The following is a 25987-nucleotide window of genomic DNA, read 5'->3' as shown; positions in this document are numbered from 1 at the left end:
TGCGCCGAGTCGGCGTCGTACGGGTGCTCTCTTGCGCCGAGTCGGCGTCGTACGGGTGCTTCTTTGCGCCGAGTCAGCGCACGACGTAGTGGACGACGAGGCCGTCCGTGCCGCCACCGGAGCCGCCGGGCACGTCCTCGTCACCCTGGCAGTTGTCCTCGGTGGTGTCCTCGGCGTCGTCGATGCCGTCGCCGTCGGTGTCCTCCTGGCCGTCCTCGACACCGTCGTCGTCGGTGTCGCTGTCGGTCGGGTCGGTCGCGGTGCAGCCGTCGTGCACCTCCGTGCCGTCCTCGACACCGTCGTCGTCGGAGTCGGACTGGTGCGGAGCGGTGCCGTGGCGGAACTCGGCGAGGTTGCGGAGGCCGTCCTGGTCGGGGTCGCCCGCGGCGTTGGCGTGGTGCGGGTTGAGGTGGTGCCGGACCTCCCAGCGGTTGGGCATGCCGTCGTGGTCGGAGTCGCGGGCCCCGGAGGCGTGCGACATCGAGGGCGAGGCGAGGGTGAGCAGGGCGCCGGCCGCGAGCGAGGCGACGACGGCACTGCCGCGGCGGGCGGTGAGGGTGAGGTCCATGATGATTCTCCCAGGGGGTGCGGCCGTGCCGTCTGCACGGTGAGCCGACTGTAGGAGCCACCCTCCGGCTTGCGCTTCGGATCGATGGGCGACCGGCGCTGCCCGATGGTCCTAGTACCTCCTCAGGTCTCCACGATCCGCAGCGCCAGCCGGGGGCACATCCGCACCGCCTCCCGGGCCAGGCCCAGCAGCTCCGGCGTGACCTCGCCACCCACGATCGGGTAGCCCCACTCGTCGAGGTCCACCACCTCCGGCAGCAGCTCGTGGCACACGCCGCGGGCATGGCAGGCGGGCCAGTCGACGCGTAGCGCGCGCTTCACGACGCCACGCTCCGCAGCCGTCGTACGACGGTCGCCTGGCGGGTCCAGGAGCAGTGCCCCGCGCCGTGCCGGTCGATCTCGTCGGGGTACGCCGTCAGCAGCGACCGCACCAGCCGCACGGTCCCGTCGGGGTGGGCGCAGGCGCCCCGGCGCTCGACCAGCCCGGCCAGCTGCTCGACGCGAGCGGTGCCGGTGCCGTCGTCGATCGCCGAGACCGCCGCGGCCAGCGCGGGCAGCCCGTTCAGGCAGGGCCCGCAGCGGCGCGCGCTCTGGCCGGCCAGGTAGGCGACGATCCGCTGGGTCCAGGCCACCGGGCAGTCGTCCACGGCGAGCACCAGTCCCGCGCCGAGCGCCAGGCCTGACTCCCGGAAGCCCGGCACCGAGACCTTCAGCCGGCGGGCGGCCCGAGCGGTGGTCCAGGTGCCGTGGAAGCCGCCCAGCAGCACGGCCGCGTCGTCCTTGGCGGGCAGCACCGACCGCAGTGACGCGCCGTACTGCACCTCGCGGACGGCGACCCGGGCGCCGGGCAGCCGCAGCGTGAGCAGCGTGGTGCCGGGCTCGTCGTCGGTGCCCAGGCCCGCCGGCGGACCGGTGTGGAGCAGTCGTCCGACGTGGGCCCAGGTCTCGGCGTTGGAGAGCAGGGTCGGCCGCGACCGGTGCCCGGCGACCGCCTCGGGGGTCCAGGCGGTCACCGGGAGGTTGGGGCGCCCGGCCATCAGCTCGAGGACCGCCCGCGCCTGGCCGGCGACGAACCGCGGCGAGGCCACGTGCCGGACCAGCCGCATCCGGCGGTCGTGCCGTTCGGCGATGGCGGCGTCCATGGCGGCGACGGTGAGCGGCCGGTCGCCGGGGAGGACGACGTGCACCGCGTGGGCGCCGAGGGCTCGCGCCGTGGCCACCGCACCGTCCAGCACCAGGTGGGGTCGGGTCCGCGCCAAGGCGCTGTCCTTGCTGCTGGCCGGCTCACCCTCGCTGAGGTTGATGACGACCACCGGCCGGCGCGAGCCGTCGGCGGCAGCACGGAGCTTGATCGCGAAGGGGAAGGCCGCCCCTCCGCGGCCGCGCAGGCCGGTCCGGTCGATGGCCGCGGTCAGGTCCGCGAGCGAGATCCGCGGCACGTCGCCGTACTGCTCGCGGTGGGCGGCGAGCGACGGTCCGCTGTCGAGCCCGGAGAAGAGGGCGGGTCCCGCGTGGACGTCGGGGTCCTCGCAGACCGCGATCGGGGAGCTGTTCATCGGGTGGCCTCTCGGAGGGCGAGGCGGGCGGTGGCGCCCACCAGGCGGATCAGGGCGACCCCGGCGACCAGGGCGACCGCGGCGTAGACCGCGTCCCGCTCCCAGCCGGCCTGTCGCAGGTCGGTGCCGATGCCGAGGCCGTGCGCGACCGCCACGCCCCAGGCGCCGTACGCCAGCAGGTGCACGAACCGCCAGGTGCGGTGCTTCATCCGGGCTCGCACCAGCGAGGTCACCGCGACCAGCACGATCAGGTCGAAGGAGAGGGTGCCCAGGCCGAGCCAGAGCGGCATGTACGACGCGCCGGCCCAGGGCACGACGGCCTGCCACCAGCGGATGTCGACGTAGCTGTCGACCACCGCCGTGGTGATGTGCAGCCCGAGCAGCACCACCGACCAGAGCGCGAGGTTGCGGTGCAGCGCCTGGCCGACGAAGCGCGGCAGGAGCCGCCGGCCCTGCCCGGTCGACAGCACGCCGAGCACCGTGGTGACCGTCAGCAGGGCCAGCACGACCAGGCCGGTGCTCCGGTTGAGATACCACAGCGACGGGCCGTGCAGGAAGGCGTTCATGCGGCGGCCTCCTCGTCGGCGGGCCAGCCGCCGGTACGTCGTACCGAGCCCTCGGCGGTGACCAGCCGGGCGGTGACGTCGTGGGCGGCGAGCCAGGCGGTGGCCTCGTTGCCGAGCACGATCGCGGCGGTGCTCGCGGTGTTGGCCGCGACCGAGGTCGTGCCCAGGCAGCTCGCGGTCACCCAGGGGGTGGTGGCCGGGGCGCCGGTGCGCGGGTCGATCAGGTGGTGGTACGCCGTACCGGATCGGGTCCAGCGGCGGACCTCGGTGTTGGAGGTGGCCAGGCCGCCCCGCTCGAGCCAGACGACCACGGCGGGCTCGTCGAGCTGCCCGGAGACGGCGACCGGCCAGGCGACGCCGTCGGGCCGGGAGACGGCGAGGTCGCCGCCGACGCTGACGATCGCCGACGTGGTCAGCTCTCCGGCCAGGGTCGTGGCCACCAGGTCTGCGGCGAAAGCCTTGCCGGTGGAGCCCAGGTCGAGCGCGGTCCCCTCCGGGACCCGGATCGCGTCCTCGGCCAGGCCCAGGCCGGACCACGACCGCGGGCCGGGAGCCGGGGGAGGCGTGGCCGGACCGCTGTCGACCAGCCGGCCGAAGTCGCGGTCGTAGCCCCACGACACCAGCTGGCGGCCGAGCAGCGGGTGCACGATCCCGTCGGTGGCCCGGGCCACGTCGACCGCGACGCCGACCGCGGAGACCAGCAGCGGGTCGACCTCGACCCAGTGGCCGGCCGCGGCGTTGGCGCGGACCAGGTCGGAGTCCTCGCGGAAGCGGCTGCAGGTGCGGTCCACCTCGGCCAGCACGGCCTCGGTCAGACCGCGCGCGGCGGCGAGCTCACCGGGGTCGCGGGTCGCGACGTACACATAGGTGCCCAGTGCCCCGAAGGTCGCCGAGGAGCCGGGGTGCTCACCCATGGTGCGAGCCCGAGGACGGCGCCGGCGGCGGCGGGGGAGGCGGGGGCGGGGCGTGCACGACGGGAGGTGGGTTGTGCACCACCGGTGCGGGACCGGCCGGTGACGACGGCGGCGGGACGAACGTGCCGCCGCCGACGACCACCGGGGCCGCAGCCGAGTGGACATAGCGGGTGTGGACGACGGTGCGCTGCGGCCGGGACCGCAGCAGCACCTTGTGGGGGTACGACGCGGACTTCTGCCGGGCCACGGCGGCTTCGTACTTGGCCTGGGCCCGGGCCGCCTTCGCCGTGGCTGCCGTGTTGGCTGCGTCGTCGCGGGCCTGCTTGGTCTGCTGCTCGCGAGCTGCCGCGCCGGCGAACCAGCCGACGGCGGTCAGGCTGGTGGCGCTGACGATGGCGGTCACGGACGTGACGCCGAGACGGAAGCGGTCCCGGCTGCGTGGGGTAGGGGTCATGCCGACCAGAGTGCGAGAGCCCGCGGCAAGGAGGTCTCATCGCTCCTTCAAGTCCGGGTCATGGAGCCGCGGGCGGCTTGACGGGGTCTTGAGGCAGCCGCGAGGCGCGCATAGGCAGTCAGGCCGCACCGTGGCGGCATGAAAGCCTTCGCCGTCCTCCTTGCCGCCCTGGCCCTGCTCGCCGGTTTCGCCGGTGGCCTGCGTGCCTACTCCGCCGCCGCCCCCGCGGCTGCCCCGAACGTGCCGGTGTCCGCGCCCCACTATCCGAAGGCGATGCCGGTCAAGCCCGGCCCGACCTTCCGGTGGGCGCCGTGCCAGAAGCCGGCCGTCCGCCACGGCCGCGCCTGCGTGACCACCGTGACCCGCACCGTGACCATCGCGCCGCCGGTCGTCACCGCCCCGCCGGTGCCGGCGCAGGTCGCCGCTCCGGTCCGTTCGGCGCCGGTCCGGCAGCACGCCGCGCCGGTGAGCCACCCGACCAGCCAGCCGACGTACCACGACGACGGCGGTGAGCACGAGGGCGGCGGTGGTGGTGGCCACGACGACTGACCCGTCACCGGACCGGTGGTCACTCCACCAGCGGGAGCCGGACCTCGATCTGCGCTCCGCCGGAGGCGGTGGTGCCGGTGGTGAGGTGCCCGCCGCAGTTCTGGGCGGTACGACGAGCGAAGTCCAGGCCGAGCCCGGTGTGACCCGGGCCCACCCGGGGCGCGTCGGACCAGCCGGCACCGTCGTCGGACACAGTCAGCCGGCAGCTGCCCTGGCCCGCCGTCAGCGCGACCGCGAAGCCGGTGTTGTCGGCGGTGTGGGCGAACACGTTGTCGATCAGCACGTCGAGCAGGTCGGCGAGGTCGGTCGTCGAGAGCGGCACCGGCAGCGGGCCGGTCGCCACCTGCACGTCGAGCGGCCGGCCGTCGTCCTCGGCCAGCGCTGCCCAGAACGCCACCCGGTCGGCGATCGTGGCGGCGGCGTCGCACCGCGCGGTCAGCGTGGACTGCACCGGCCGCCGCGCCTCCTTGACGATCTGGTCGACGGTCAGCTGGAGGACGGTGATGTGCTCCTGGAGCCGCTGGGACAGCGCCGGGTCGTCGACGGCCTCGGCGTCCAGGCGCAACGCGGTGACCGGCGTGCGCAAGCGGTGGGAGAGGTCGGCGACGACGACCCGTTCGGCGGCGAGGAGCTCGCCGGTGCGCTCGGCCAGTCCGTTCAGGGCCCGGGCCAGCTCGACGGTCTCGGGGGTGCCGCGCACCTCGGCGCGTGCGGAGAGGTCGCCCTCGCGCAGCTGGTGCGCGGTCACGGCGACGCCGCGCAGCGGCTCGCTGATCCGGCGGCCGAGCTGGCGGGCCATCAGCCAGCCCAGGGCCAGCAGCACCAGGCCGAGCCCGATGATGCCGGACCAGGCGGCCGCGACCCCGCGCCGCAGGTCGGACTCGCTGACGCTGGCCCGGACCACGACGGTCCCGTGCCGGACCGCAACCGGCAGCAGCACCGCGCCGCCGTCGCTGTCGGTGACCCGGAAGCCCTCGCCGGTGAGCGCACGTCGTACGTCGGGATCCTGCCGGAGGTCCTCGGTGGTGCCGAGGCTGCGGCCGTTCGTGGTGAGCACCGCGACCTGGGGCACGATGCTGCGGTTGAGGTCGGAGAGGTAGCCGTCGAGCTGCTGCCCGCCGTGCAGACCGGTGACGACCAGCGCGACGTTGCGGGCCGCCTGGTCCGCGGCGCTCATCGCGCGGTCGGCGGCCAGCGTCCGCACCAGCAGGCACAGCGGGATCACGAACGCCATCACGATCGCCGACGTCGTCGCCAGGACGAGCCATGAGATCCGGCTGCGCATCAGGTCCGGCCCGGGTCCACCAGACGCACCCCGACACCGCGCACGCTGATCAGGTAACGCGGCTCGGCCGCGGTCTCTCCGAGCTTGCGCCGCAGCCACGACAGGTGCACGTCCACGGTGCGGTCGGACCCGCCGTAGGCCTGCCGCCAGACGTCGGCGAGCAGCTCGCGCTTGGTGACGACCTCGCCGGGTCGCTGGGCCAGCGCGAGCAGGAGGTCGAACTCCTTGCGGGCCAGCTCGAGGGGCTCGCCCGCGAGGTGGACGGTGCGCGAGCGCTCGTCGATCACGAGATCGCCGACCCGGATCGGCTCGCTGGCAGACGGGGCGGCGCCACGGCGCAGCAGGGCGCGGATCCGGGCGGAGACCTGGTCAGCGCCGAAGGGCTTGACCACGTAGTCGTCTGCTCCCGCGTCGAGCGCCTTGACGATGGTCACGTCGTCGTCGCGAGCGGTGATCACGATGATCGGCACGGTGCTGGCCGCGCGGATCATCGCGATCATGGTGAGCCCGTCGACGTCGGGCAGACCGAGGTCGAGGAGTACGACGTCGGGCCGCTCGGTCAGCACGTGCTCGAGGCCGGCCATGCCCGACGCGGCGATCGCGACCGCATGCCCCCGGTCCGCCATGGTGCGCTGGACCGCCGACCGGATCGCGGGATCGTCCTCGATGACGAGGATGCTGCTCATGGCACGAACCTAACCGCCCCTAGGGGTGACATGCTCGGCGGCCTCGCCGGGGTGCGAGGGATGATGGTCTCGTGACGCGCGTGCGAGCAGCCGTGCTCGGGGCCGTGCTGTGGTGCGCCGTCGTGGTCGCGGTCTCCTCCCTGGTCTGGGTGGTGATCTCCCGGGCCGGTGCCGGCGTCCTGCCCACGACCCAGCCTCAGGCCGACGTCACCGGCTCGCTGCCGGTGCCCGGCCAGGGCCCGGACGGCCGACCGAGTCCCGGGCTCACCCTCACCCCGCGCCCCTCGGACACGCCGTCGTCGGTCGCGACGACTCCCGGTGCGCCGAGCAGCTCGCCGGCCCTGCCGCCCTCGTCGTCCTCACCCCCTTCGTCCACGCCTACGGCCCCGGTCGCGCAGCGGAGGTCGTGGAGCGGGACGGCCGGCCACGTGGTCGCCGAGTGCCGCGGGCCGGCGGCGCACCTGGTGGCGGCGTATCCCAACGCGGGCTGGCGCTACCTGATCGGCTCGCGCGGCCCGGGGCTGGTGCAGGTGCGGTTCGTCCGGGTCGGTGAGGACGCACGTCCGGTGACCGTGCAGGCGACCTGCGTCGCCGGCGTACCCGACTTCACGCTGGCCGCGCACCAGCCCGGTGACAACTAGGGGCGGTGTCCGCGGTCGCGGATAGGGTGCAGCGGTGCCATCCCCCTCAGGCCCCTCGGACGGGTCGCCGCTCGTGGTCCGGGAGGTGCTCGGGACGGCGGTCGAGGCCCTCGGCGGCCAGGAGCGGCCCGGCCAGATCGAGATGGCCGAGGCGGTGGGGGCGGCTTTCGCCGACCACCGCCACCTCGTCGTCCAGGCCGGCACGGGCACCGGCAAGTCGCTGGCCTACCTCGTCCCGGCGCTGCTGCACGACGAGCGGGTGGTGGTCGCCACGGCGACGCTGGCGCTCCAGCACCAGCTCGTCGAGCGTGACCTGCCGCGGTTGGTGGAGGCGGTGGGCGCCACCTACCCGAGCATCGACACGTCGTACGCCGTGCTGAAGGGCCGCTCCAACTACGCGTGCCTGCACCGCATCCGTGAAGGCGTGCCCGACGACCAGGGCGCCCTGATCGAGTTGCCGACCGGCTCGATGGCGACCAAGGTGCTCGAGCTGCGGGCCTGGGCCGAGGAGGAGGCCACCGCGCAGGGCAGCGGTGAGCGCGACCACGCCCCGCGCCACACCGACCGGGAGTGGCGGCAGGTGTCGGTCAGCCACCGCGACTGCCTGGGGGCGTCGCGCTGCCCGTTCGGCGAGGAGTGCTTCGTCGAGCGGGCCCGCGAGACCGCCCACCGGTCCCACCTGATCATCACCAACCACTCGCTGCTCGCCATCGACGCGATCGAGGGCGTGCCGATGATCCCCGACTACGACGTGGTGGTCGTCGACGAGGCACACGAGGTGGTCAGCCGGGTGACCCAGGCCGCGACCGACGAGATGTTCGCCGCCGAGGTGGACCGGGCGGCCCGCCGCTCGCGGCGCTGGGTCGCCGACGCGGACCGCGACTCGTCGGCCGCCGACGACCTCGCCGACGCCGGCGACGCGTTGGCGGCCGCGATCGGTGACTGCTCGCCGGGTCGCTTCGACGTCGTACCCGAGCAGCTGGCCGACGCCCTCGCCTTGGTCCGCGACGCGGCCCGGGCGTGCCTGTCGGCCTATCCCAAGGAGGGTGACGCCGGGCCGGGAGCCGGCGGCTCCGATGCCGACGCCGGCCGCACCCAGGCCCGGGGCTCGGTGCAGGACGTCTTCGTGACCGCCGAGCGGATGGCCGCCGGCTCGGAGTCCGACGTGCTGTGGCTGACCGAGGGCACCGACCGGCTGCCGCCGCGGCTCTGCGTCGCGCCGCTGGAGGTCTGGGGGCCGATGCGCGAGAAGCTGCTGTCGGAGAAGACCGTCGTGCTCACCTCCGCGACCCTGATGCTCGGTGGCGACTTCAACGCGCTGGCCACCTCGGTGGGGCTGAAGCCGACCGAGCGGGTCGACGCGGGGGTGGCCGTGGTCTCGACCGGCTCGACCGGCGGGGGCGGCTCGACCGGCGGGAGCGGCTCGACCGGCGGGGGCGGCTCGACCGGCGGGAGCGGCTCGACCGGCGGGGGCGGCTCGTCCACCGGAGGCAGGGTGGCCGGCGTGGCCTCGACCGCCTCGACCAGCGTGGGGGGCGGCGGGGCCGCGCTGCCGTGGGTCGGGCTCGACGTCGGCTCGCCGTTCGACTACGCCCGGCAGGGCGTCCTCTACATCGCCCGGCACCTGCCGCCGCCCGGGCGCGACGGCCTCGGCCCGGCCCAGCTCGACGAGATCGTCTCGCTGGTCGACGCCGCGGACGGCCGGACCCTGGGGCTCTTCAGCTCCCGGCGCGCGGCCGAGACCGCGGCCGAGGCGGTCCGCGAACGCCTGCCCCACCTGACCACGCTGGCCCAGGGCGACGCCCAGCTCCCGGAGCTGGCCCGCCAGTTCGTCTCGGACCCGTTCACCAGCTTGTTCGGCACCCTGAGCCTCTGGCAGGGGCTCGACGTACCCGGTGAGACCTGTCAGCTGGTGATCATCGACCGGATCCCGTTCCCCCGGCCCGACGACCCCCTGATGAGCGCCCGCCAGCGCGCCGCCGACCGGGAGGGGCGCAACGGGTTCATGCAGGTCGCCGCCACCCACGCCGCGCTGCTGCTGGCGCAGGGCACCGGGCGGCTGATCCGGACCACCGCGGACCGTGGAGTCGTGGCGGTGCTCGACCCGCGGCTCGCAACGGCCCGCTACGGCAGCTTCCTGCGGGCCAGCCTGCCGCCGATGTGGCCGACCTACGACGGCGACCTGGTCCGCTCCGCGCTGGCCCGGTTGGCGGCGGCCGACTCCGGCGCGGCCGCGGGAGAGTGACGGGCCGGCCGTCGTCGCCGATCCGGATCGGGGTGTTCTGTTTCAGCCGTGGCGGTGAGAGCGGAAGTGGATCAGGGTGTTCTGCTTCACCGCAGGCCCTGAAGGTGAAAGTGGATCAGGGTGTTGCACATCCGGTTCCACGGCGGGCCGGGAAGCGCGACAGGGTGTTCCACATCCGCTGTCTCGTCGGGTCGGGAAGCGCGACAGGGTGTTCCATATCGACGCCCGAGGGCGGGCGACCGGCTAGGTGGACTCGCGGGGCCGACGGGCCTGCTCGGGGTCGCGGGCCGCGACCGGCCCGATCACCGGCCCCACCACGGGGTCGGTCGGCCCGGTCGCCAGGCGTGGGTTGAAGGCCACTCGCACGGCCACCCGCTCGCGCTGGTCGGCGAACCACGGGTCCACCAGCCACATCGCCACGATCACCAGCGCCCAGCCGACGAAGACGTCGAGGATCCAGTGGTTGCCGGTCCCGACGACCACGGCCGCGGTGACGAACGCGTGCAGCCAGCCCAGGCCGCGGAGCCACGGGTTCTGGGAGTTGCGGCGGATCACCAGGGCCACCCAGAGCGCCCAGCCGGCGTGCAGGCTCGGGAACGCGGCCAGCTCGTTGGTCAGCTGCCCCATCCCCTTGGGCGCCGAGGCGTCGGTGCTCCACCAGCCGACGTCGGAGTGCAGGCTGAGCACGTCGACGTACCCCCCGCTGACCAGCCGTGGCGGGGCCGTCGGCAGGAGGAGGTAGCAGGCCAGGGCGATCACGCACGAGACCACCAGCACCCAGCGGGCGGGGGAGTAGTGCGCGGCACCCTTGCGGAACAGCCAGACCAGCACGGTCAGGGTGACCACGTAGTGCGCGGCGGCGTACCAGTAGCAGGCCGGCACCGCCGCCCACGGGTGCTGGACGAACCAGTTGTTGATCGAGTGCTCCCAGTCCAGATGGAGCACCCGCTCGAGGTGGAAGAGGTCGCCGGCGCGGTCCTGGGCCGGGCCGAGGCTGTCCTCGGCGAAGGTCCGGGTGACGCAGTAGAAGATGTAGAGCCCGCCGATCAGCGCGATCTCGCGCACGCCCCGACGCCCGAGGAGGGTCCCCCGGGCGATCGCAGGCAGGCTGGATCTCACGCTCATCGTCGTCATTCTCTCAGGTCGCGCACCGTACGTGCATCCCTCTTACGACGCTTCAAGAGCGTGGCGTATTCCCTCAGATACGTCGCAGGACCGCGGTGACCTTGCCCAGGATCGTGGCGTGGGTGCCGTCGATCGGGTCGTACGCCGGGTTGTGCGGGAGCAGCCAGACGTGGCCGTCCTTGCGCTGGAAGGTCTTCACGGTGGCCTCACCGTCGATCAGCGCGGCCACGATGTCGCCGTTCTCGGCGGTCTGCTCCTGGCGCACCACGACGTAGTCGCCGCTGCAGATGGCGGCCTCGACCATGGAGTCGCCGGAGACCTCCAGCATGAACAGCGTGCCCTCGCCGACCAGCTGCTTGGGCAGCGGGAAGACGTCGTCGAGGGTCTGCTCGGCCAGGATCGGGCCACCGGCCGCGATCCTGCCGATCATCGGCACGTAGGTGGCGGCCGGCATCGCGTCGCCGACCCCGGTCTCGTCGTACGACGTCTCCTCGGCAGCAGCCGAGCCCATCGAGCGCCGCGCCGCGAGCACCTCGGGAAGGAAGACCTCGAGGGCACGGGGGCGGTTGGGATCGCGCTTGAGGAACCCCTTCTCCTCCAGCACCCGCAGCTGGTGGGCGACGCTCGAGCTGCTGGTCAGCCCGACCTTCTCCCCGATCTCGCGCATGCTGGGCGGGTAGCCGCGCTGCTCGATGGAGTCCTTGATCGCGACCAGCACCCGCGTCTGCCGCGGCGTGAGCCCGGTCGCGTCGGGCGGGCCGTCGGGCAGCTCGCTGACCTTGCTGGCGGCGACCGGTCGGGATCTGCTCTTCGTCATGGACCGAACCGTACGGCGGCGACCGCCCCGGAATCAAACACCTGTTCGAACGGGCGTGTCGCCCGGCGCAGTCCGTTGGCCGAGCATTACCTCGGTGGTCGAGCGCACTCGGTGGTCGAGCGCCCTCGGCGGTCGAGCGAAGTCGAGACCAGGCCCCCCTGATTGGATCGGGTCATGGACAGCTGTGTGGTGACCGGAGCGGCCAGGGGCATCGGGCGGGCGATCGCCGAGCGGATGGTGGGCCGGGGGTACGCCGTGCTCGTGACCGACGTGGACGGCGACGGCGCACGTCGTACCGCCGACGAGATCGGGGCGGCGGTCGGCCTCGAGCACGACGTCCGCGACCCGGCCGCACACCGATTCGTGGCCACGACGGCGCGCGACCACGGCCGGCTGACCGCGTGGTTCAACAACGCGGGGGTCGGCGACGACGGGACGCTGGCGGGCCTCGACGACGAGCAGGTACGTCGCCTGGTCGAGGTCAACCTGCTCGGCACCCTGTGGGGGATGCGGGCCGCGCTGGCTGAGTTCACCGGGTTCGCCGGGGAGGCGAGCCGGGGCGACATCGTCAACACCGCCTCGATCTCCGGGCTCGGGCCGGTGCCGGGCTACACCGTGTACGCCGCCACCAAGGCTGCGATCGTGTCCGCCACGATGTCGGTCGCGGTCGAGACGCCGCGCGGCGTGCGGGTGCACGCGCTGTGCCCCGACGGCGTCCAGACCGCCCTGCTCGACGGGCAGGACGCGGGCGGCCTCGGCGCGCAGCTGGTGCACTCCGGCAGCAGGATCCTCACCGCCGACGAGACCGCCGACGCAGCGGTGGCGCTGCTCGGGTCGCGCCGGGTCGTCCGCAGCCTGCCGGGCTGGCGCGGTGCGGTGATCCGTACCAGCACCCTGGCCCCGTCGCTGGGCGGCCCGCCGGCCCGGCTCTTCGCCGCCCGCGGTCGGCGCGCCCTCGCCCGTCGCGCCGACCAGCGGTGACGCAGGACTGATTCTCGGACCGCGAACCGGTCCTGGCTCACCGCTCGGCGGCGTGGCAACGTGTCTAATCAGTCGAACGTCTGTTCGTGTCGCGCTTGAAATCGTTCGAACACCTGATCTAACGTCGTACATGTGTTCGAACGAACCTCTGTTCGGACCACCACCGGTCGCCGGCCCCAGCGTCAGCGGGAGCGACTGTCGGTGGTCACCACTAGACAGGGATCAGTCCACTTCCCCAGGAGGGTCCGATGAGCAGCAGCACCGCCACCCGCACCAGCCGGCTCACGCAGCCGGCGCCCGCCTCTGCGCCGCGTCCCACCGCGCGTCGCACCCTGAGCGGGCCGGGTTGCTCCGTGGGTGGTCCGGCCGACCGGCCGGTGCTGCGGATCGTCGCGGACGGCGAGCGCGCGCCGGTCGTCACCCGGGTGCTGCCTACCCGCCCCGTGCTCGAGCTCGTCGAGCCTCCAGTCGAGACCCGGCAGGTCCGGCTCGACGACTTCTTCGCCGCGGAGTACGACGGTGACGACCAGCGTCTCCAGCTCGTCGAGCCGCGCCGCAGCGGGCTCCGGCTGACCCGCCGTGGTCGCCTGGCCGTGCTGACCGTCTCCGTGGTGGCGGTGCTCGGCCTGGGCTTCGCGGCAGCATCGGCCTCGATCGCCAACGACCACCCCGAGCAGACCACGGTGGTCACGGTGACTCCCGGCCAGACGCTGTGGGACATCTCGTCCGCCGCGGCCGCCGGTGGTGACGTGCGCTCGATGATGAGCCACATCGAGGCGCTCAACCACCTCGACTCGGCCTCTCTCCAGGCCGGCCAGCATCTCCGCATCCCGCAGTAGCGAGTGGTCAAGTGCTCCGCCTCGGTGGTCGAGCGGTCCGCCTCGGTGGTCGAGCGCTCGGCCTCGGTGGTCGAGCGGAGTCGAGACCACACCCCCACCCATGAACTTCCGCCGGCCGACTCGACCCCGGCCGGCGGAGAGCCGGGGAAGACGGGGGGCAGCGCGACCCCATGCGCGCTGCCTCCCGCGGTTCCCCGCTGCGACGGCCCCGTGGTCGGACGAGCTCATCGGTGGTGGGGCGAGCGCATCGGTGGTCGAGCGGAAGACCTCGGTGGTCGAGCGGAAGACCTCGGTGGTCGAGCGGAAGACCTCGGTGGTCGAACGGAAGATCTCGGTGGTCGAGCGGAAGATCTCGGTGGTCGAGCGGAGTCGAGACCACACCACGCCCGGCTGGAGGGGTGGTGGATCAGGCCGGCGCGGTTCCCGGTCGTCCCTGAGATCGGATCTGGATCAGGGTGATCCAGATCCGTTGCCCGGGCCGGTCGGGAGGTGCGACGGGGTGATCCAGCACCCGCCCTCAGCGGTCGACCAGTCGCCGGACGAACTTCTGCCCCGACCAGGTCTCGTCGATCGCGGCGACCTTGACGTCCACCCACCCGAGGAACAGCCCGGCCGCACGGACTACGTTGTCGTTCAGGTCGGTGTCGATGCCGAGCCGCTTCACGGCAGCCTGCTTGGGCCAGCACACCCATACCGACCCCGCGGTCACCGTGTGCGCGAACAGCGCCGGCAGCCGGGCCTCGAGGGTGGCCAGCCGAGTGTGGAAGGTCAGGGTCACGTCGAGCCCCTCGCGCAGACGACGTACGACGTGCGCGGTCGGCGGCAGGCCGAGGTCGAGACCGTCGGGGAGCCGGTCCAGCAGCACCACGTGAGCGTCCGTGACGCCGAGCTTGCGGGGGAGCGGCGTCCCCGAGTAGCCGGCTCCGCCTCCGTCGTTCGGGCCGCCTCCGCTGGTCGAGCCTGTCGAGACCACGACTCAGCGCGCCGCTCGGCGGCCGCCCGGGACTCTCGGCGGGGCGGGTGGCTGGGACGGGCCGCCCTTGAGGCGCTGGACGAACCGGGTGCCGAGCAGCATCCCGACGAACAGGCAGGCGATCGCGCCGACCGTGGCCAGGGCGAGCATCCACCAGCCGGTGGCGTCGCCGTCGCGCGCAGCGGTGCCGAAGTCGATGGCCAGATAGACCAGGTAGCCCCAGGCGACCACCGCGGCGGTGATCCCGAGCGCCAGCAGCAGCACCGACGTACTGCCGCGACCTCCCGTGGGAGGAGCATCGGGAGCCGGCGTGGCGAGCGGGTCGAGCCGGCTGGCGTCGATCCGGGCGGGCTGCGGAGGTGGTGCGGTCGGTGGGGCAGCGTGACGGGGCGCCGCATGCTTCCCCGAACGCTCCACGCCACCCATTGTGACCGATCGTGGCGGCACCCGACACGCCGATCCCCGAAGCCGCTTTCCGGGGGGTCTCAGGCCGCTGACCTGTGCGTTTGTGCCGGCACCTCGACCCCGGCGAATTCTCTGGTCGATTTGCTTGCCAACCCCGACCACGCCGACGTACGGTTACCACTACATCTAGTAGTTACACCGTTGTGGTTTTCCACATGTAGTCCACATCGGCCGGGGGTCAGACCCACAGAAGTCGCTCGGTTCTCCACAGATCCGGTGCGGTTCCTACACAGCCAGACCCGCCCGCAACACCCCCGACGTGAGGGCATGCGGCGCGCCCGCACGACGTTGTACCAGAGCCACCGCACCACGTTTCCGAGCCCGAGGAGAGGAGGACCGATGCACTGCCCGTACTGCCGCCACACCGACACCAAGGTCCTCGACTCCCGGGTTTCCGACGACGGCTCCGCGATCCGCCGCCGGCGCCGCTGCGAGGCGTGCGAGAAGCGCTTCACCACCGTCGAGCTGATGCAGCTGACCGTGCTCAAGCGCTCCGGTGCCACCGAGCCGTTCAACCGCGAGAAGGCGATCTCCGGGGTCCGGAAGGCCTGCAAGGGCCGCCCGGTCTCCGAGGACGACCTGGCCTGCCTGGGCCAGACCGTCGAGGACACCCTGCGCACCGAGGGTGCCGCCGAGATCCCGGCCCACGAGGTCGGCCTGGCCATCCTCGGCCCGCTGCGGGCCCTCGACCCGGTCGCCTACCTGCGGTTCGCCTCCGTCTACAAGGCGTTCAGCTCCGCCGACGACTTCGAGGACGAGATCGCGCTGCTCCGCATGGAGCAGGCCGCGGCCTCGGTGGTCGAGCGGTCCGCCTCGCCGGTCGAGCGGTCCGCCTCGGTGGTCGAGCAGTCCTCTTCGGTGGTCGAGCGGAGTCGAGACCACGCGACCCAGCCCGACGCCGTACCCACCGGATAACCCACAGACCACCCGGCGCGTAGTGGGGAAGCTGCGCGCCGGGTGCACCACCTCGACGGCGAGACGCCGTCATCGGTGATCGAGAGGACCACCTCGGTGATCGAGAGGACCACCTCGGTGATCGAGCGAAGTCGAGATCACCAGCACAGCCCGAACCAGACCAGCAACGCCAGCGCGAAGGACACGAGGAGATTCCATGACCGAGACGGTGAACCCCACGAAGGGCTCGACCAAGGGCGAGGGCACCAAGCTCACGATTGAGCGTGTCTTCAGCACGCCCGGCGTGCACCCCTACGACGAGCTCACCTGGGAGCGCCGCGACGTCGTCCAGCAGAACTGGAAGACCGGCGAGACCGTCTTCGAGCAGCGCGGCGTGGAGTTCCCCGACTTCTGGAGCGTCAACGCGTCCACGATCGTCACGACCAAGTACTTCCGCGGCGCGGTCGGCACCGACGTCCGTGAGTGGAGCCTCAGGCAGCTGATCGACCGGGTCGTGAAGACCTACACGAAGGCTGGCCTCGAGCACGGCTACTTCGCCACGGCAGCCGACGCCGAGGTCTTCGAACACGAGATGACCTGGCTGCTGGTCCACCAGTACTTCTCGTTCAACTCCCCGGTCTGGTTCAACGTCGGTACGCCGTCCCCGCAGCAGGTCAGCGCCTGCTTCATCCTCAGTGTCGACGACTCGATGGACTCCATCCTCAACTGGTACAAGGAGGAGGGCTTCATCTTCAAGGGCGGCTCCGGCGCCGGGCTCAACCTCTCCCGGATTCGCTCGTCCAAGGAGCTGCTGAGCTCCGGCGGTACGGCGAGTGGCCCGGTCTCCTTCATGCGCGGCGCCGACGCGTCGGCCGGCACCATCAAGTCCGGCGGCGCCACGCGTCGTGCGGCCAAGATGGTCGTCCTCGACGTCGACCACCCCGACATCGTGGAGTTCGTCGAGACCAAGGCCAAGGAGGAGGACAAGATCCGCGCGCTGCGCGACGCCGGCTTCGACATGGACCTCGGCGGCGCCGACATCACCTCCGTGCAGTACCAGAACGCCAACAACTCGGTCCGCGTCAGCGACGAGTTCATGCGCGCCGTCGAGGACGGCACCGAGTTCGGGCTCCGCTCCCGCGGCACCCACGAGGTGATCGAGACCGTCGACGCCCGCGAGCTGTTCACCAAGATCAGCCAGGCCGCGTGGGCCTGCGCCGACCCCGGCCTGCAGTACGACGACACCATCAACGACTGGCACACCAACCCCGAGACCGGTCGGATCACCGCGTCCAACCCGTGCTCGGAGTACATGTCGCTCGACAACTCCTCGTGCAACCTGGCCAGCCTCAACCTGCTGAAGTTCCTCAAGGACGACGACACCTTCGACTCCGCGCTGTTCCAGAAGGCCGTCGAGCTGATCATCACCGCGATGGACATCTCGATCTGCTTCGCCGACTTCCCGACCGAGGCGATCGGCGACACCACCCGCGACTACCGCCAGCTGGGCATCGGCTACGCCAACCTCGGCGCCCTGCTGATGGCGATGGGGCTGGGCTACGACTCCGACGGCGGTCGGTCCATGGCCGCGACGATCACGTCGCTGATGACCGGCGCATCGTACAAGAGGAGCGCGGAGCTGGCCGCGATCGTCGGCCCGTACGCCGGCTACGCCCGCAACGCCGACGCCCACAAGCGGGTGATGCGCAAGCACCAGGCCGCCAACGACACCGTCCGCACCCACCACGTCGCCGACGCGCAGGTCGCCAAGTTCGCCACCCAGGCCTGGGCCGACGTGATCAAGCTGGGCGAGGCCAACGGCTTCCGCAACGCGCAGGCCTCGGTGCTCGCACCGACCGGCACCATCGGCTTCATGATGGACTGCGACACCACCGGCATCGAGCCCGACTTCTCGCTGGTGAAGTTCAAGAAGCTGGTCGGTGGCGGCTCGATGCAGATCGTCAACCAGACCATCCCGCGCGCGCTGAAGAACCTCGGGTACGACGAGGAGAAGATCGAGGCGATCGTCGCCTTCATCGCCGAGCACGGCCACGTGATCGACGCTCCAGGGCTGAAGACCGAGCACTACGAGGTCTTCGACACCGCGATGGGCGCCCGGGCGCTCAAGCCGATGGGTCACGTGCGGATGATGGCGGCCGCGCAGCCGTTCCTGTCCGGCGCGATCTCCAAGACGGTCAACCTGCCGGAGAGCGCCACGGTCGAGGAGATCGAGGACATCTACCTCCAGTCGTGGAAGCTCGGCCTCAAGGCGACCGCGGTCTACCGCGACAACTGCAAGGTCGGCCAGCCGCTGTCCGACGGCAAGAGCGAGTCCTCTAAGAAGGACCAAGCGCGTTCCTCGGTGGTCGAGCGAAGTCGAGACCACGACTCGGAGACGACGGACGTCAAGGAAGTCATCGTCTACCGCCCGACCCGCAAGCGCCTGCCGAAGTCGCGCACCTCGCGCACCACGTCGTTCACCGTCGGCGGCGCCGAGGGCTACATGACCTCCGGTGCCCACGACGACGGCGAGCTCGGCGAGGTGTTCCTCAAGCTCGGCAAGCAGGGCTCGACCCTGGCCGGCGTGATGGACGCCTTCTCGATCGCCGTTTCCATCGGCCTGCAGTACGGCGTGCCGCTGGAGACCTACGTCTCGAAGTTCTCCAACCTGTCGTTCGAGCCCAACGGCCTGACCGACGACGCGGACGTGCGGATGGCGAAGTCGATCATGGACTACATCTTCCGTCGCCTCGCCCTGGACTACCTCGACTTCGAGTCCCGCCAGGCCCTGGGCATCTACTCCGCCGACGAGCGCCAGCGCTACCTCGAGACCGGCTCCTACGAGCTGCCCACCGAGGTCGGCAACGCCGCCGAGGTCATCGGCGACCTCTCCGCCCCGGTCGAGGCCGAGCTCATCGACGACGCTTCGGTGGTCGGCGACTCTCCGGTGGTCGAGCGGAGTCGAGACCACGAGACCGCAGCCGAGCACGCCGCCATCGACGACCTCGCCCCGAAGCCGGCGCCCAAGGAGGCCCACACCTCCGCCGAGCTCCTGGAGAAGATCACCGGCACCGCCGTCGACTCCCCCCTCTGCATGACCTGCGGCACCAAGATGCGCCCCGCCGGCTCCTGCTACGTCTGCGAAGGCTGCGGGAGCACGAGCGGCTGCAGCTAGCTGAATCGAGGCGTGGCGGCCGGTCGAGCAATCCCTTCAAGGCGTCTGCTCGACCGGCCGCCCTGCTGTCGCCAGTACATGGAGTTAGGGTCAGGTCTCGCAACACATCCTGACTCGAGGGGGATCCTTGACCGAGACGACGCAGCAGCGGGTCTTCATCTCCTACCGTCGAACCGATTGCCAGGCACAGGCGAACGGACTCCATGACGGCCTGCGAAATCGCCTCGCAGATGCCCGCATTTTCATGGACATCGATTCGATCCCGCCTGGCGCCGATTTCGAAGAGCACATCCGCAACGAGATCGAGCAGTGCCATGTCGTACTTGTGCTCATCGGAGACAACTGGCTGGACCCCAGGCCCGGCGGAGCGGTCCGGCGTCTCGACGAGACGAACGACTTCGTCCGTCTCGAGGTCGAGTCGGCTCTTGCGGCGCAGAACGTCCGGGTCATCCCGGTTCTCGTCGAGGGTGCGCAGATGCCCGGCCCTGAAGACCTTCCCGAGAGCATCCGCAGGCTGGCGCGACTCAATGCGATCGAGTTGGGCGACTCCCGGTGGACCAGCGATCTGGAGAGGCTTGCGGAGCAGTTGCGCCGGTTGGGGGCGTCGGCAACCGTGAGGGAAACCGGTCCGACAGTGTCCTTTGACGACATCGACCCTGACGCAATTGGGTACGCAGTCGCCCTCCTTCCTTCAACTTTCAAGACGAAGGACGTTTCCGAGCATTCGGCCGTGCTTGCCACGCACGCCGAGGTCTCAGGACGACGTAACTACCACACAATGATCGGCCGCTACTTGATGAAGCACCGCCATCGCTTGGGCCTGGGGGAGCCCGCGGCACCCGTCGATGACCGAGGTTCTGTCTGGAGCAAGTCACTGGCGACCCCTAGTTCGAAGCCAGGCAATTGGTCCCCGCCTGCTCAGTTCCGGGCGACTGTTGGGTCGAGCGGAAGCGCCTCCCGGGCTGCGGTTGCACCGGCTCCACTGTCCAGATGGGCGCGGTATCGACGTTCTCGATGGTTCATGACGACTCTGCCGCTTGTGACCTGTGGGCTGGCCGCGTGGGTTCCACCTTTGTGGGTTGCATCGAAGCGCAAATCGGATCCCTCGTTCCGTCGGAAGATGTACGCCGTATCGGGTGGGATTGTCTTGGTCGTGGTTGCCGGATTCGCATTAATTGGGTCGGCGCCCGAAGACGCTACGGGCACTCCAACAGGACCGTTGTCAAACGTCGGCGTGACCCTCATGCTCCTGGCCATGACCGCCGGCGCGGTCGTCGGATTCGTGTTCCGCGACCGCGAAGGCGACTTGCCGGGCGCGCACGAGCAGTTGGCCAAGCGGGAGTTACGAGAGAGCTATCGGCAACTCGTTAGCCGCGACCGTTCGTTGGCTGCCTCCATGATGGTGGGCCGACCTGACGTGCGACGTGATTACGACGATGGCGGATTGTTGGATCTCAACAGTCTGTCTGCGGAGGCGTTGCATAATTACGGACGCCTATCGATGGACGAGGCAAATCGGCTGGTCGAGTTGCGAAGCCAGTTGGGCCGTTTCGTGGACATCAACGAGGTGACCGCCTATATCTCTCTGTCGGAGGCTGCGATCGCGCGTCTGCAGGAATCCTCAGTGTGTGTCTGAACGGGCCGGAATCTCCAGGGAGTAGCCGACTCGTGCAAGCATGCGCGGGATAGCGCGAATGGCGTCTCGGTCCTTCTCGCGCTCTGGTTCATCGAGTTTCTCCCAATCGACGAGCAGAGGGTGCGTCTTGAGGTGCGGGTCCTTCGGGGCTGGCGCATAGGTCCAGTTGTCATCGGTCAAGGCGCACATCCAACGATCGTGCTCGTTTCGCGCGAGCAGTTCGAGTTCGTCGTCGGGGAGTGACACCTCGAGCACTGGTCCCCGTAGAGGGGCCAACGTCCCGCCTAGTTGCTCAAGCACGGCGCCGACCGCGCGGGCGAAGGCACGATTGGACTCGCGCAGACTCTCGGGAAGGTCCCGCCATGGGACTAGCGAGCGGTTGGAAGCTCGGGTGCTCCCTCGGGCCACCTCGTTGGCGTAGTAGTCCTCGTGCCGGGCCTCCGCCATGATCTCGATCCAAGAACGACCGAAGAAATGACTTGGGCGCAGCCACTCACTGTCGGCTGGCAGGAGGGACACGCGAGGGCTGAGCCGCTTCAGGTCCAGGACCGTGTCCCCCTCGTGTCCGGCTGCGCAGAGAAAGACTCGTTCCGTGGTGGAGTCTTGAGCGAGCTCGAGTGCCCTGCCCAACGGCCGCCCGTCCGAGCGTTCGCTGCACACCAATGCGATTCCCGTGGCCTCACCCGCTTCCGCGACGCGAACTCTCATCATGGAGCCGATCCATCGCTCGTCCCGCAGCAGAGGTTCGATCAACTTCTCATGGGTATCGGACTCGACCTGCACCTGGACCAGCCGGCCACCCAAGGCGAGCTGTTGACAAAGGTTCACCAGCATGCGACGGCCAAGAAGGCCGTCGGCCGCGACCCAGAACTGCTCTGGGAGTTCGCCGTCCAGTTCGTGAGTCACCAACTGCAAGTAGGCCTTGGCCCTGCGGTCAGCCGGGTTGAAGAATTCCATACGGGGCGCCGGTCGGGATTGTCTGATCTCGACCCTTCCCAGTTGTCGCCACAGCGACTCGTCATGTATCGCCGCGTGGACAGTTGCTGCGCTCCTAGGCCCCAAGACGCCCGCCAATGCCTCGCATAGCTGCAGGGTATGAGTGTCGCTCTTCCCGATGACCACGACGTGCCGTGCTGTCTTGACTCGGCAGCGCCCGAGCAGGCGCGATTCGCGCGCGTCCCCGACCAGGGTCGTGGCCCCTCCGCTTTGGAGGGCGATGAGCTGAGGGTGCTCCTCAGTGTCCACTGCCACCACAGTCCCTCGTCGGCGTAGGAGGCATTGCCCGAGTTCGAATGACGTGGCGTCGATGCCAATAAGAATCACGTGGTGATGACCGCGCCATCGCAGGCTGAATCGCCTGAACCGCTGGCCGAGTAAGGCGACGATCGTAGCCACTGTGGCCAGGACCAAGCTCAAGGGCGCGGAGAAGCGCGCGACATTCAGCATCGACGATCTCGACGCAATATGGGGCGGGGCGTCCAGGGCGAACAACTGAAGGGCAGCGAAGGCCGCATCGCTCTTGGGATGTGGAGCCGGGCCCAAGGTGAGGAAGCCGACGTATCCAAAGAGAAGCGAAACCAGAATGAGGACCCCGGCAGCAATCGCCGTGAATCGGTTCAGCCTCTCCACTGATCGCCCTCCCTGGGGACTCTAACGCCGTGGTGGTCGAAGGCGCAGATACACGGGTGCTCGTGACTACACTAGTTGCGCAGGTGATCTCCGTGGATTGAGGACCAACTCGGCTCTTGTGTGGGGGCCTTCGGCTGTTGCGAGGGTTGGCCGCCCCCGAGTGTGCGGACCCAGATCCAGCCTTGAAAGGGCCTAGACAGGCCGCGTGGTCCGGCTCATCAGGCACGACTCAGCGTGGTCTCGCCCATTGAGAGCCTCATGAAGCTCTGACAGACGACGAGATGATTATGTCGCATTCGTAGTGATGGGGCATCGCGAAGCCAACAACCACGCTTCCGATTAGATCTTTGGACGTCCACGCAAGCTGATGCACAACCGACTGCCACAAGGACACCTCTCGACCCGGCAACCGCGGCTGGGTTCTGCATTTCAATGCCGTGCCACCGCGAGGCGCGCAAGCTGTGCGTCGTGACAGCTCAACGGAAGATCTATCAGCATGGCAGTGATCGACGGCGACAACCTCACCAAGGGCGGTGAGCTGCACGTGTCGGAGGTCTGTCGGGTCCTGTCGAGGATCGCCGACACGGTCACGGCCTGCCCAGTGACATTTGCGATGCAGCGAAGGCTGGCCGTTCGCTACATGACCGCATACTCGGATCTCGGTTGGGGTGTGCGGTTCGCGTCGATGGCGGCCGACGCCGCGGACGTGCTGCTCCACGAGGCCGCCGAGGAGTACGTCGCCCACTCCATCACGGATCTGGTCGTGGCCAGTGGTGACCACATGTTCTCCGACCTGGCCGGATCGGCCCGGCTGCACGTGATCTCCTACCAGCGATCTTTGAGTCGACGACTCGAGCTCGCGGCCTCCACCGTCACGTTCCTCGACGACCTGCTGCCCGCAGCAACCTGATGGGCTCCCGCACCTGAGCCTCGACTTGACCTGGGTCACCCCTTACGGCGACCTAGAAGATTTTCGAGGACCTCGGTGCACGGGCAGGTCGCTCCGCCGACCCCCGCCAATAACGGCCGAGATGTGGGGCCACCCTCGCCCGTTCGGATGTGGAGATCCCCTCGCGATCCGTGCGCTAATGGGCTGGTCCACCCCACTGCTCCTGGAGTCCCCGTGCCGCGTCGTCTGATGTGCGTCCTCTCGCTCGCCGTGGCCCTCAGTGGGTCCGGCATCGCGGCGCACTCGGCGGAGGCCACGGCCACCGCTCGGCAGGTGCCGATGCGCGCCGAGCACGTGGTGAGGTCGGTGTCAGGGACCACCACGGTCGCACTCACCCGCCCGGCGACCACCGTCGCGGCGTACTGGAAGGGCAACCCGTCCGCGCGGGTGACCCTCGCGTTCTCTCGGGACGGCGTGCACTTCGGGGCGCCGCGTGCCGCGGGGCGCGACGAGATGGGGCTCGAGCGCCGGGACGGTACGACGTACGGCGCTCTGCAGACCGTGCGCGGCGCGGTCGCGGTGCGGGTCACGACCAGTCAGCCCATCGCGCATCTGACCGTCCTCGGCCTCACCGACGGCGCCGCCGCTAGCGCCCCCGCCGCACGGCGGGCCAGCACGACGAGCGCGACCACCGCCACGACGACGGCCACCGCCGAGCCGCCGGTCGTCTCCCGCGCGGGCTGGGGAGCGGACCCGGCGTTGATGACCTGGGCGCCGCAGTTCTACCCGACCAAGAAGCTGATCGTGCACCACACCGACACCAGCGACAGCTACACCGACACGGCCGGCGCCGAGGCCCAGATCAGGTCGATCTACTACTACCACTCGGTCACGCAGGGCTGGGGCGACATCGGCTACAACTTCCTGATCGACAAGTTCGGCACCATCTACGAGGGTCGCTACTCCCGCGACTACGCCGGCGCCGACCCCTCCGGCGACAACGCACTCGGCCAGGGCGTCACCGGCGCCCACACCTCGGGCTGGAACTCCGGCACCGTCGGCGTCGCTCTGCTCGGGACACTCACCACCCACGACGCCACCCGCGCGGCGCGCGACGCCCTCGAGCGGCTGCTGGCGTGGGAGGCGAGCCGCAACGGCATCGACCCGCAGGCCACGCAGACGTTCGTCAACCCGGTCAGCGGAGCGACCATCACCACGCCCAACATCGCCGGCCACCGCGACTACAACGCCACCGCCTGCCCGGGCGACGCCTTCTACCCGACTCTGCCGGCGATCCGGAGCGACGTCGCTGCCCTCATCGCCGGCACCACGCCGCCGCCCGACACCACTCCTCCCACCGCGCCGACCGGGCTGAAGGCGACGCCGGCCAGGACCTCGGTGGCGCTCGCCTGGACGGCCGCGACCGACGACACCGGCGTCAGCGGCTACCAGGTCTGGCGTAGCAAGAGCGCGACGACCGGCTTCACGCAGGTCGGCTCACCCACCGGTACGACGTACACCATCGGCTCGCTGGCGCGGCGTACGACGTACTACTTCCAGGTTCGCGCCGTCGACGCCTCCGGCAACGTCGGGCCCTTCAGCGCGACGGTCTCGGCGCGCACCGGCTGAAGGCTTGCCCGCCAGCAGGGCCTAGTTGGTGGAGCCCAGGTCGACGCCGCAGGTCTTCTTGGCGTCGGCTGCGATCGCGTCGGCGGCGTCGCTGACATTGCTGCTGCCCAGGGACTGGAGCTTGGGGATCAGGGCCTGGAGCTTCGCGACGTCGACACCCTGCGGGACCTTGCCGCTCTGCAGGCCGGCCAGGTCGCTGGGCTTGAGGCCCGCGTCGCTGAGCGCGCTTTCGATCGTGGTGATCGCGCCGTCGAGGGTCTTCCAGTCGCCGGCGACGTTGGCCGGCGCCTTCGACGCCAGGGTGTGCACGCGGGCGAACGCGTCACCGAGCTTGCTGACGTCGGCGCTGCTGCCCCCGATGGCGTCGAAGTACGCCTTGTCGCTCTTCAGCTCGTCGCAGTAGCCGCTCGCCGAGTTGGAGCTGCCACCCCCACCGCACGCCGTGAGCACGCTGGCGGTGAGGGCGAGGGTCGCGGACCCGATCAAGACGTTCAGACGCATGCTGTTCTCCCCGTGGTGTCGGCCCGTGTCGGTGTGGGCGTGCCGGATTCTACGGCTCAGGAGACGGCAGGCGGGCGACAAGTACGTCGATCCGGTTTCGAGACGGTCACGGCGCGACCTCCTCATCCAGCGGCCGGGCTGGGAGGATCGTGGCATGGCTCGGAAGCGGGACGACTCGGACCTCAGCGGGTTGCGCCCGGACCTCGCTGCCGCGGCGGGGCGCCTGGGGACGCGGCTGCGCGACCCGGGCGAGCTGGCGCCGGTGGCGGCGTACCTCAGCGACGACGAGACCGTGCGGTATGTCGTGCTCGGCACGCACGAGCGAGGCGGCGGGGTGCTGGTGCTGACCGACCGCCGCCTGCTGTTCTTCCTGCGCCGCGTGATGACGCCGACGCTGGACCTGCGCCTTGGCGCGATCTCGTCGGTGACGACGTCGTCGGGCTTCTCGACCGGCGAGGTGGCGATGGACGTCGGCAAGGACGTCGTCGCGGTCACCCGGATCACCCGGGTCGACCTCGAGCCGCTCGCGCACGCGATCCGGCGGGCCGTGCTGGCCGCGCCGGGCGAGCCGGAGGCGGCGGAGGGGGCGTCGGGCACCGATCCGTTCGAGGCGATGGAGAAGCTTGCCCACCTGCGCGACACCGGGGTGCTCACCGAGGCTGAGTTCGCGGCCAAGAAGCAGGAGCTGCTCGACCGCCTGTAGGCCGGCATGGCGTGGTCTCGACTTCGCTCGACCACCGAAGGAGCTGCTCGACCGCCGAAGGAGCTGCTCGACCGCCTGTAGGCCGGCGTCGCGTGGTCTCGACTTCGCTCGACCACCGTCGGAGCGCTCGACCGCCTGTAGGCCGGCATGGCGTGGTCTCGACTTCGCTCGACCACCGAAGGAACGCTCGACCACCGTCGGACCGCTCGACCACCGAAGCGCCGCTCGACCAACGAGAAAGCAGGCCTGTCGATCCGGCGTGCCGCCG

At 70.7% G+C, this 25987-nt stretch carries 25 protein-coding genes; 11 read left to right on the top strand and 14 right to left on the bottom strand.

The genetic code is table 11. The annotated features are described in order from the left end of the window. Window positions 1–73: 73 nt before the first annotated feature. The 6 genes from E3N83_RS11660 to E3N83_RS11635 form a co-directional block, all read right to left on the bottom strand. Window positions 74–568, bottom strand: a complete 495-nt coding sequence (locus E3N83_RS11660; protein WP_151083420.1) for a hypothetical protein — start codon at window positions 566–568, stop codon at window positions 74–76. 122 nt (window positions 569–690) lie between these two features. After that, window positions 691–888, bottom strand: a complete 198-nt coding sequence (locus E3N83_RS11655) for a ferredoxin (RefSeq protein WP_151083419.1) — start codon at window positions 886–888, stop codon at window positions 691–693. Further along, entirely contained in the window at window positions 885–2123 is a 1239-nt protein-coding gene (locus E3N83_RS11650; protein ID WP_151083418.1) for an NADH-ubiquinone oxidoreductase-F iron-sulfur binding region domain-containing protein, read from the bottom strand. Before E3N83_RS11650 ends, E3N83_RS11655 begins: the two co-directional genes overlap by 4 nt. Next, window positions 2120–2689: a ferric reductase-like transmembrane domain-containing protein gene (locus E3N83_RS11645; protein WP_151083417.1), complete on the bottom strand. Its 570-nt coding sequence runs from the start codon at window positions 2687–2689 to the stop codon at window positions 2120–2122. Before E3N83_RS11645 ends, E3N83_RS11650 begins: the two co-directional genes overlap by 4 nt. After that, window positions 2686–3603: an FAD:protein FMN transferase gene (locus E3N83_RS11640; RefSeq protein ID WP_151083416.1), complete on the bottom strand. Its 918-nt coding sequence runs from the start codon at window positions 3601–3603 to the stop codon at window positions 2686–2688. The genes E3N83_RS11645 and E3N83_RS11640 overlap by 4 nt, the downstream gene beginning before the upstream one ends. Next, window positions 3596–4057 (bottom strand): hypothetical protein, encoded by a 462-nt coding sequence (locus tag E3N83_RS11635; protein ID WP_151083415.1) that lies wholly within the window; start codon window positions 4055–4057, stop codon window positions 3596–3598. Before E3N83_RS11635 ends, E3N83_RS11640 begins: the two co-directional genes overlap by 8 nt. Window positions 4058–4195: 138 nt before the next feature. Between E3N83_RS11635 and E3N83_RS11630 the strand changes: the two genes are divergently transcribed. Next, complete coding sequence (locus E3N83_RS11630; RefSeq protein WP_151083414.1) at window positions 4196–4606, top strand: hypothetical protein; 411 nt, start codon at window positions 4196–4198, stop codon at window positions 4604–4606. Between the two features lie 19 nt (window positions 4607–4625). On the opposite strand, the gene E3N83_RS11625 is transcribed toward E3N83_RS11630, so the two are convergent. Together E3N83_RS11625 and E3N83_RS11620 are read right to left on the bottom strand one after the other, a co-directional pair. Then, the gene (locus E3N83_RS11625) at window positions 4626–5891 is read right to left on the bottom strand and encodes a sensor histidine kinase (RefSeq protein ID WP_151083413.1); all 1266 of its coding nucleotides are present in this window, start codon (window positions 5889–5891) and stop codon (window positions 4626–4628) included. Continuing rightward, on the bottom strand, window positions 5891–6577 hold the full coding sequence (locus tag E3N83_RS11620) for a response regulator transcription factor (RefSeq protein ID WP_151083412.1): 687 nt from the start codon (window positions 6575–6577) through the stop codon (window positions 5891–5893). The genes E3N83_RS11625 and E3N83_RS11620 overlap by 1 nt, the downstream gene beginning before the upstream one ends. A 71-nt stretch (window positions 6578–6648) precedes the next feature. On the opposite strand from E3N83_RS11620, the gene E3N83_RS11615 reads away from it, so the two are divergent. Further along, entirely contained in the window at window positions 6649–7218 is a 570-nt protein-coding gene (locus E3N83_RS11615) for a hypothetical protein (protein ID WP_151083411.1), read from the top strand. 34 nt (window positions 7219–7252) lie between these two features. Next, on the top strand, window positions 7253–9463 hold the full coding sequence (locus E3N83_RS11610) for an ATP-dependent DNA helicase (RefSeq protein WP_151083410.1): 2211 nt from the start codon (window positions 7253–7255) through the stop codon (window positions 9461–9463). A gap of 243 nt (window positions 9464–9706) precedes the next feature. Here the strand turns inward: E3N83_RS11610 and E3N83_RS11605 are convergent, their stop codons facing one another. Further along, window positions 9707–10588 (bottom strand): phosphatase PAP2 family protein, encoded by an 882-nt coding sequence (locus tag E3N83_RS11605; protein ID WP_151083409.1) that lies wholly within the window; start codon window positions 10586–10588, stop codon window positions 9707–9709. A 73-nt stretch (window positions 10589–10661) separates the two neighbouring features. Then, window positions 10662–11405 (bottom strand): transcriptional repressor LexA, encoded by a 744-nt coding sequence (gene lexA / locus E3N83_RS11600; RefSeq protein ID WP_151083408.1) that lies wholly within the window; start codon window positions 11403–11405, stop codon window positions 10662–10664. Window positions 11406–11579: 174 nt separating this feature from the next. Here lexA and E3N83_RS11595 point away from each other — a divergent pair, with 174 nt between their 5' ends. Further along, a complete protein-coding gene (locus E3N83_RS11595; RefSeq protein ID WP_202879208.1) occupies window positions 11580–12386 on the top strand; it encodes an SDR family oxidoreductase in 807 nt (268 codons plus the stop codon). A gap of 248 nt (window positions 12387–12634) precedes the next feature. Continuing rightward, window positions 12635–13225: a LysM peptidoglycan-binding domain-containing protein gene (locus E3N83_RS11590; RefSeq protein WP_151083407.1), complete on the top strand. Its 591-nt coding sequence runs from the start codon at window positions 12635–12637 to the stop codon at window positions 13223–13225. 517 nt (window positions 13226–13742) lie between these two features. Here the strand turns inward: E3N83_RS11590 and E3N83_RS11585 are convergent. Continuing rightward, window positions 13743–14198, bottom strand: a complete 456-nt coding sequence (locus tag E3N83_RS11585; RefSeq protein ID WP_151083406.1) for a DUF3052 domain-containing protein — start codon at window positions 14196–14198, stop codon at window positions 13743–13745. Window positions 14199–14201: 3 nt separating this feature from the next. After that, the gene (locus E3N83_RS11580; RefSeq protein ID WP_151083405.1) at window positions 14202–14615 is read right to left on the bottom strand and encodes a 6TM ABC transporter family protein; all 414 of its coding nucleotides are present in this window, start codon (window positions 14613–14615) and stop codon (window positions 14202–14204) included. A 387-nt stretch (window positions 14616–15002) separates the two neighbouring features. On the opposite strand from E3N83_RS11580, the gene nrdR reads away from it, so the two are divergent. The 3 genes from nrdR (at window position 15003) to E3N83_RS11565 (ending at window position 20368) form a co-directional block, all read left to right on the top strand. Then, a complete protein-coding gene (nrdR, locus tag E3N83_RS11575; protein WP_151083404.1) occupies window positions 15003–15578 on the top strand; it encodes a transcriptional regulator NrdR in 576 nt (191 codons plus the stop codon). Between the two features lie 196 nt (window positions 15579–15774). Then, window positions 15775–18732 (top strand): vitamin B12-dependent ribonucleotide reductase, encoded by a 2958-nt coding sequence (locus E3N83_RS11570; protein WP_151083403.1) that lies wholly within the window; start codon window positions 15775–15777, stop codon window positions 18730–18732. A gap of 127 nt (window positions 18733–18859) precedes the next feature. Then, complete coding sequence (locus E3N83_RS11565) at window positions 18860–20368, top strand: toll/interleukin-1 receptor domain-containing protein (RefSeq protein WP_191907776.1); 1509 nt, start codon at window positions 18860–18862, stop codon at window positions 20366–20368. Here E3N83_RS11565 and E3N83_RS11560 read toward each other — a convergent pair. Then, on the bottom strand, window positions 20354–21997 hold the full coding sequence (locus tag E3N83_RS11560) for a RyR domain-containing protein (RefSeq protein WP_151083401.1): 1644 nt from the start codon (window positions 21995–21997) through the stop codon (window positions 20354–20356). The genes E3N83_RS11565 and E3N83_RS11560 overlap by 15 nt on opposite strands. Window positions 21998–22493: 496 nt before the next feature. Here E3N83_RS11560 and E3N83_RS11555 point away from each other — a divergent pair, with 496 nt between their 5' ends. Both E3N83_RS11555 and E3N83_RS11550 read left to right on the top strand, forming a co-directional pair. After that, entirely contained in the window at window positions 22494–22907 is a 414-nt protein-coding gene (locus E3N83_RS11555; RefSeq protein ID WP_151083400.1) for a hypothetical protein, read from the top strand. 213 nt (window positions 22908–23120) lie between these two features. Continuing rightward, window positions 23121–24515: an N-acetylmuramoyl-L-alanine amidase gene (locus E3N83_RS11550; protein WP_191907775.1), complete on the top strand. Its 1395-nt coding sequence runs from the start codon at window positions 23121–23123 to the stop codon at window positions 24513–24515. A 21-nt stretch (window positions 24516–24536) separates the two neighbouring features. Here the strand turns inward: E3N83_RS11550 and E3N83_RS11545 are convergent, their stop codons facing one another. Then, window positions 24537–25016, bottom strand: a complete 480-nt coding sequence (locus E3N83_RS11545; protein WP_151083398.1) for a hypothetical protein — start codon at window positions 25014–25016, stop codon at window positions 24537–24539. A gap of 154 nt (window positions 25017–25170) precedes the next feature. On the opposite strand from E3N83_RS11545, the gene E3N83_RS19815 reads away from it, so the two are divergent. Beyond that, complete coding sequence (locus E3N83_RS19815) at window positions 25171–25719, top strand: SHOCT domain-containing protein (RefSeq protein WP_202879207.1); 549 nt, start codon at window positions 25171–25173, stop codon at window positions 25717–25719. The last annotated feature ends 268 nt before the right edge of the window (window positions 25720–25987 follow it).

Origin of the sequence: Nocardioides cynanchi, assembly GCF_008761635.1 — a bacterium.
In the GTDB taxonomy this organism is placed as follows: domain Bacteria; phylum Actinomycetota; class Actinomycetes; order Propionibacteriales; family Nocardioidaceae; genus Nocardioides; species Nocardioides cynanchi.
Note: the sequence above shows the minus strand (reverse complement) of the source record. Positions and strands in the feature narration are given on the sequence as shown.

Coding starts and splice junctions, on each gene's coding strand:
- E3N83_RS11660 (WP_151083420.1), bottom strand. CDS start 568: ATGGACCTCACCCTCACCGCCCGCCGCGGCAGTGCCGTCGTCGCCTCG.
- E3N83_RS11650 (WP_151083418.1), bottom strand. CDS start 2,123: ATGAACAGCTCCCCGATCGCGGTCTGCGAGGACCCCGACGTCCACGCG.
- E3N83_RS11645 (WP_151083417.1), bottom strand. CDS start 2,689: ATGAACGCCTTCCTGCACGGCCCGTCGCTGTGGTATCTCAACCGGAGC.
- E3N83_RS11640 (WP_151083416.1), bottom strand. CDS start 3,603: ATGGGTGAGCACCCCGGCTCCTCGGCGACCTTCGGGGCACTGGGCACC.
- E3N83_RS11635 (WP_151083415.1), bottom strand. CDS start 4,057: ATGACCCCTACCCCACGCAGCCGGGACCGCTTCCGTCTCGGCGTCACG.
- E3N83_RS11630 (WP_151083414.1), top strand. CDS start 4,196: ATGAAAGCCTTCGCCGTCCTCCTTGCCGCCCTGGCCCTGCTCGCCGGT.
- E3N83_RS11625 (WP_151083413.1), bottom strand. CDS start 5,891: ATGCGCAGCCGGATCTCATGGCTCGTCCTGGCGACGACGTCGGCGATC.
- E3N83_RS11620 (WP_151083412.1), bottom strand. CDS start 6,577: ATGAGCAGCATCCTCGTCATCGAGGACGATCCCGCGATCCGGTCGGCG.
- E3N83_RS11605 (WP_151083409.1), bottom strand. CDS start 10,588: ATGAGCGTGAGATCCAGCCTGCCTGCGATCGCCCGGGGGACCCTCCTC.
- lexA (WP_151083408.1), bottom strand. CDS start 11,405: ATGACGAAGAGCAGATCCCGACCGGTCGCCGCCAGCAAGGTCAGCGAG.
- E3N83_RS11595 (WP_202879208.1), top strand. CDS start 11,580: ATGGACAGCTGTGTGGTGACCGGAGCGGCCAGGGGCATCGGGCGGGCG.
- E3N83_RS11590 (WP_151083407.1), top strand. CDS start 12,635: ATGAGCAGCAGCACCGCCACCCGCACCAGCCGGCTCACGCAGCCGGCG.
- nrdR (WP_151083404.1), top strand. CDS start 15,003: ATGCACTGCCCGTACTGCCGCCACACCGACACCAAGGTCCTCGACTCC.
- E3N83_RS11570 (WP_151083403.1), top strand. CDS start 15,775: ATGACCGAGACGGTGAACCCCACGAAGGGCTCGACCAAGGGCGAGGGC.
- E3N83_RS11555 (WP_151083400.1), top strand. CDS start 22,494: ATGGCAGTGATCGACGGCGACAACCTCACCAAGGGCGGTGAGCTGCAC.
- E3N83_RS11545 (WP_151083398.1), bottom strand. CDS start 25,016: ATGCGTCTGAACGTCTTGATCGGGTCCGCGACCCTCGCCCTCACCGCC.
- E3N83_RS19815 (WP_202879207.1), top strand. CDS start 25,171: ATGGCTCGGAAGCGGGACGACTCGGACCTCAGCGGGTTGCGCCCGGAC.